This is a genomic window from Dietzia sp. B44, from assembly GCF_014145245.1.
Taxonomy (GTDB): domain Bacteria; phylum Actinomycetota; class Actinomycetes; order Mycobacteriales; family Mycobacteriaceae; genus Dietzia; species Dietzia natronolimnaea.
Genome location: NZ_JAALEF010000374.1, coordinates 1 through 5,089 on the forward strand (window position 1 = coordinate 1; position 5,089 = coordinate 5,089).

Here is a 5,089-nt window from a genome sequence, read left to right on the forward strand (position 1 = left end):
CTGCGCCGCCACCGGGGCCCGGCTGGTCGAGTACCCGGTGTGGGCCTGGCACTGGGCCGCACCCGGGGACCCGCGGGTGCCGTGGACGCGGCGCCGCCGGGTGGTGCTCACCGACCACGAGCTCGCCGCCAAGCGGGCTACCGTGTCCGAGTTCGTCACCCAGGTCGCGCCACTGTCCGACCGACGTGGTGACGAGGCGATCCTGCCGGACTGGGTCCTCGACCGTCTGGTCACCCGAGAGGAGACGGTGTTCTGGTGAGCACTCCCGGCCACTACTTCGAGTCGATGTACTCCGACTCGTCAGATCCCTGGGACTTCGCGACCGCCTGGTACGAGCTGCGCCGCTACGGGCTGATAGTGGCGTCGCTGCCCGAGCAGCGGTACCGGGTGTGCTTCGAGCCCGCGTGCTCGGTGGGCGTGCTCACCGAGATGCTGGCCGCGCGCTGCGACGAGGTCCACGGGGTGGACGTGGTCGACACCGCCGCGGAGGAGGCCCGCCGTCGGCTCGCCCGCGCCGGGGTGACCACCGCCCATGTCCGTACCGCCGACGCTCTCGACCCGTGGCCGCGCGCCACCTGCGACCTGCTGGTCCTGTCGGAGTTCCTCTACTACACCCCGGTCGCGGAGCTGGACGGGCTCCTCACCGGGCTGCTGCGGCTGGTCGAGCCGGGCGGGACGGTGGTGGCCTGTCACTGGCTGGGCCGATCCCCCGACCACGCCTGCACCGGCGAGGACGTCCACGCCGCGCTGGCCGAGCGCGGCGATCTCACCCTCCTGGCGCACCACCGAGAGGAGGGCTTCCTCCTCGAGGTCTTCCGCCGCTGACCCCACGATCGCTCGTCTCACCGCGCCCTGCGATCAGGACCCCGCGGCCTCCGCCTGCTCGACGAGGTGCACGATCGCCTCCGCGTGCAGCCGGAACAGCGCTGGCACGTCGGCGTCCCCGGTCAACGACGCGAGGAAGATCCCGTCGCCACCACCGAGTGCATACGTCGCCACGAGCCGCGCGTCCGCGGCAGCCAGCTCTGGCCGCACGAGTGCGAGTTCCTCCGCGATCCGTCCTATCGCCTCCCCGCGCAGCCGCAGGTAGATCTCGCGGGCCGCCGGCTCCACGGGGCGCCGTTCCAACGCCAGCATCAAGACCAGTCGCAGGAAGTCCGGCGACTCCGAGAACGTCCTGGCCACCCCCAGGCACAGATCGGTCACCCGCTCGGCGAGCGAGTCCCCCTGGCCCCGGGTCACCTGGCCCAGCCACAGCTCGATGCTCTCCTCCACCACAGCGGCCAGGAGGGCGTCCTTGTCGGCGAAGTGCCAGTAGATCGAACTCGCGGGGAGACCGCTGACCTTGCTGACCTGCGCGATGCTGGTCCCCTCGTACCCGCGCTCCCCGGCCACCGCAGCGGCGGCCTCGAGGATCCTCCGTCTGGACTCGCGACCCTTCGCCCGCGTGCGCCTGCTCCCGCTCACCTGGTCCCCCACGGTCCCCTCCTCGGCCATGCTGCCTCCCGGTCCTGTGTCCAGCGCCTCATTGTCCGTGCGTGCCCGGAGTTCTACTGTAGTGATCACTACACTATCGCGATGGCGAGAGGCCACCGCCCGAAAGGTGGACGACATGATCGATTCCCTCACCCGCAACTGGTGGGTTCAACTGATCCGCGGAGGGCTGGCCCTCACGCTCGGCGCCACGGCACTCGTCGCTCCCGGGTCCGATACGGGCGCCGGCATGACGCTCGCCGTGTTCCTGGTGGCCGCGTTCGCGATCGGCGACGGCGCCATGACCGTCACCACCGGGCTGGCCCTGCCGGGCGAGCACCGGGGCCGGGGTGGACTGATCGCCACCGGCGCCGGTGTCATCGTGCTCGGGATGGTCGTGTTGTTCTGGCCCGGACTGTCCGCCACCGCGCTCACGCTGGTGTTCGCCGCCTGGCTCGTGGTCTCGGGGGCACTCGTGTCCTACGGGGCGCGGACACTGCGTCACGAGATCTCGGACTCGTGGATCATGGGCGCACTGGGGGCGGTGCTCATCGCGCTCGGCTTCGGTCTCGGCCTGGTCGGCCCCTCGACCATCGGCACGTTCGTGGTCTTCGCCGGCTGGTTCGGGCTGGCCGTGGGCGCCGTCATGGTGGCCGTCGCGTTCAGGCTGCGGGCAGATGTCGGGCGTCTGCCCTCGCCGGCCATGGCCTGAACCCCGCGCCGGTCGCGGGGATGCGCTACGGCCGACCCGGCCCCGGGCGCAGATCGCGGCCGACCAGGGCCCCCTCAGGGTTGCTCGGCCCGGTGTACTTGTCCCGCACCTCGGCCTCGAGGGTCGGCCTCGGGTCGAGGTGGGAGAGCCCGTTGAAGCACAGGTTGACGATGTGCGCGGCGACCTCCTCCTTGGGCGGGGTGCGCACGTCCAGCCACCACTGCGCGGTACCGGACACCATTCCCACCAACGCCTGCGCGTACACGCTCGCGGTGACGGGGTCGAAGCCCCGGTTCACGAACTCCTCCTCGAGGATGTACGTCACGCTCGCCGTCGCGTCGTTGAGCAGGGTGGAGTACGACCCCCCGGGGGCCGTCGACGACTCGCGGACCAGGATCCTGAACCCGTCGGTGCGTTCCTCGACGTAGCGCAGCAACGCCATGGCGGCGCGCTCGATCCGGCGCCGGGACCCCTCGCCCTGCAGGGACTCGGTGATCTCGGCACCGAGGTACGCCAGCTCGCGGTCACACACCACGGCGTAGAGGCCCTCCTTGCCGCCGAAGTGCTCGTAGACCACCGGCTTGGAGACCCCGGCGACAGCCGCGATCTCCTCCACCGTCGCGGAATCGTAGCCGTACTCCGCGAAGATCCGGCGGCCCACCTCGACCAGCTGCTGCCGTCGCTTGGCCGCCGTCATCCTGGTTCTCGGAGCCGGAATGGCCTCGCCCGTCATCATCAACCCTTTCGCCCGTCCCCCCGAGACTAGACGGCCCCGCTCACAGGGGGATCAGCAGACTGGCCGGGCCCAGCAGGGCGCACACCCCGAGCACCCGCAGGATCGGCCAGCGCAGGACTAAGGTCAGCACGAGCGCGACAAGGGTGATGCCCACCGCCACGGGATTCACCGATGCGGCGTCGGGAATGGTGATCCGGAGAGGACCCCAGGTCCAGATGCTGGTGGCGGTGAACAGGGTGTTGAGTGCGAAGTAGAGCGCGAGGTTGGCGATCACCCCCACCACGGCAGCGGTGATGCCCGCGAGCGCGGCCGAGATGGCCACGTTGTGGCGCAACCGCTCGACGTACGGCGCTCCCAGCAGGATGAACAGGAAGCTCGGGACGAAGGTGACCCAGGTGACCAGGAGGGCTCCCAGGGTGGCGGCGACCCAGGGGTCGAGACCCCCGGGGTTGCGGTAGGCGGCCAGGAATGCGACGAACTGCACCACCATGATCAGCGGCCCCGGGGTGGTCTCCGCCAACGCCAGTCCGCGCACCATCTCCCCCGGCGCCAACCATCCGTAGGTCTCCACCGCCTGTTGGGCGATGAAGGCCAGCACCGCGTACGCACCGCCGAAGGTGACCAGGGCGGAGAACGAGAAGAACAGTCCCTGGGTGGTGAAGATGCTGTCGGATCCGAAGATCACGGTCACCGCCGCGATCGGCGCCGCCCACAATCCCAGCCCGATCGCCAGGATCCTCACCAACCGACCGGAGCTCGGCCGGTCATCGTGGAGCGCATCGTCGGAGATGACGGGGGCGGTCTCGTCCTGGTCACCGTCACCCTGAGGCGGGTGCGCGAAGTCCGGGTCGCGGCGCGAGAGCAGCCAACCGGCGAGAGCGGCCACGGCGATCACCACCGGGAACGGCACCGCGAACAGGGCGAGCGCGGCCGCCGCCGGACCCCTTCGTGACCCCCGCCGCTCCAGCAGGTCCGCGCCACCGGGCGCCGGGAGGTGTGCCAGACTGTTACCGACCCGGTCAGGGTCGTTCCCCCGTGGTGTAATCGGCAACACTTCTGATTTTGGTTCAGATATTCCAGGTTCGAGTCCTGGCGGGGGAGCCTCCGGCCCCCTCGCGGATCTCAGCCCATCCCGCCGGAGATCGCGAGCGCCAGGACGAGCAGCAGGATCGCCACGATCGCCAGAACGGCGAGCACGGGTTGGCGCCGGTTGCGCGGGGTGCGGACCTCCTCCTCACCCTGCTGGGTGACGGACTGCGGGTCGGGCTCGTTCGCTCCGGTCATGTGAACCTCTCCTCTTCGATTCGGGCGTACTCCTCCAGCAGTACCAACCCGTGGCGTCCGGCGTCGCCTTCCGCCCGCAGGCCCTCGCGCATCGACCCGAGCATCTCCCGGCCGTGGGGGAAGGGCGGCAGCAGCGGGACGTCGGGGTCGGTGACCGCCTCGATCACCGTGGGCCGGTCCGCCGTGAACGCCGTCTCCAGCGCGGCGTCGAGCTGGTCGGCGTCCTCGACCCGAACCCCGCGCAGCCCCAGCAGCCGGGCGTAACCGGCCATGTCGAACGCCGGGACGTCCTGCGAGGGCGCGAACCGCGGGGCCGCCTCGGTCTCCCGCTGCTCCCAGCTCACCTCCGCCAGGTCGCCGTTGCACAGCACCACCACGACCATCGTGGGGTCGTCCCATCCGGGCCACGCCTCGGAGACGGTGATCAGCTCGTTGATCCCCAACATCTGCACGGCCCCGTCGCCGGCCAGCACCACGACGGGCCTGGCCGGGGCGGTGGCCTTGGCGGCGATCGCGTACGGGATGCCGCACCCCATCGACGCCAGCGTGGACGACAGGTGTGCCGGGACCGAGGTCGGCAGGTCCATCTGCCGGACGTAGTGGTACACCGAACTGCCCACGTCCACGGCGAGCCGGGAGTCGTGCGGCATGTGACGGCACAATCTGCGCGCCACGAGCTCCGGGTTGAGGCCGCGGGCCGGCACCTCCGCGCGTTCGCGGGAGATCTCGCGCCACCGCCCGACCCATTTCTCCACCTCACCGCGCCACGCGGACCGGTCACGCTCCCCCACGCGCCCGGTCAGCGCGCGCAGCGCCACCGCGGCGTCACCGACCAGCCCCACCTCGACGGGGTAGCGGTTGGCCAGGTGGGACGGGTCGAGGTA

At 71.0% G+C, this 5,089-nt stretch carries 7 protein-coding genes, 1 tRNA gene and 1 pseudogene; 4 read left to right on the forward strand and 5 right to left on the reverse strand.

Going from position 1 to position 5,089, the window contains the following annotated elements:
- A pseudogene (locus G6017_RS12170) lies at window positions 1-259 on the forward strand (PIG-L family deacetylase); the annotation flags it as partial.
- Window positions 256-825: an SAM-dependent methyltransferase gene (locus G6017_RS12175; RefSeq protein ID WP_179525794.1), complete on the forward strand. Its 570-nt coding sequence runs from the start codon at window positions 256-258 to the stop codon at window positions 823-825. The pseudogene G6017_RS12170 and the gene G6017_RS12175, both read left to right, overlap by 4 nt.
- A gap of 33 nt (window positions 826-858) precedes the next feature.
- Here the strand turns inward: G6017_RS12175 and G6017_RS12180 are convergent, their stop codons facing one another.
- The gene (locus G6017_RS12180; RefSeq protein ID WP_182617580.1) at window positions 859-1,497 is read right to left on the reverse strand and encodes a TetR/AcrR family transcriptional regulator; all 639 of its coding nucleotides are present in this window, start codon (window positions 1,495-1,497) and stop codon (window positions 859-861) included.
- Between the two features lie 115 nt (window positions 1,498-1,612).
- Between G6017_RS12180 and G6017_RS12185 the strand changes: the two genes are divergently transcribed.
- The gene (locus G6017_RS12185) at window positions 1,613-2,185 is read left to right on the forward strand and encodes an HdeD family acid-resistance protein (protein ID WP_182617581.1); all 573 of its coding nucleotides are present in this window, start codon (window positions 1,613-1,615) and stop codon (window positions 2,183-2,185) included.
- 25 nt (window positions 2,186-2,210) lie between these two features.
- Here G6017_RS12185 and G6017_RS12190 read toward each other — a convergent pair whose 3' ends face one another.
- A complete protein-coding gene (locus G6017_RS12190; protein WP_241730788.1) occupies window positions 2,211-2,882 on the reverse strand; it encodes a TetR/AcrR family transcriptional regulator in 672 nt (223 codons plus the stop codon).
- A gap of 79 nt (window positions 2,883-2,961) precedes the next feature.
- Window positions 2,962-3,972 (reverse strand): chromate transporter, encoded by a 1,011-nt coding sequence (locus G6017_RS12195; RefSeq protein ID WP_241731510.1) that lies wholly within the window; start codon window positions 3,970-3,972, stop codon window positions 2,962-2,964.
- Between G6017_RS12195 and G6017_RS12200 the strand changes: the two genes are divergently transcribed.
- Window positions 3,951-4,022, forward strand: a tRNA-Gln gene (locus G6017_RS12200). The two genes, G6017_RS12195 and G6017_RS12200, sit on opposite strands and share 22 nt — an antisense overlap.
- Window positions 4,023-4,043: 21 nt before the next feature.
- Here G6017_RS12200 and G6017_RS12205 read toward each other — a convergent pair.
- Together G6017_RS12205 and G6017_RS12210 are read right to left on the reverse strand one after the other, a co-directional pair.
- Complete coding sequence (locus G6017_RS12205) at window positions 4,044-4,205, reverse strand: hypothetical protein (RefSeq protein ID WP_179525797.1); 162 nt, start codon at window positions 4,203-4,205, stop codon at window positions 4,044-4,046.
- On the reverse strand, window positions 4,202-5,089 hold an 888-nt coding region (locus G6017_RS12210), incomplete at its 5' end, for a thiamine pyrophosphate-dependent enzyme (RefSeq protein ID WP_241731511.1). The genes G6017_RS12210 and G6017_RS12205, both read right to left, overlap by 4 nt.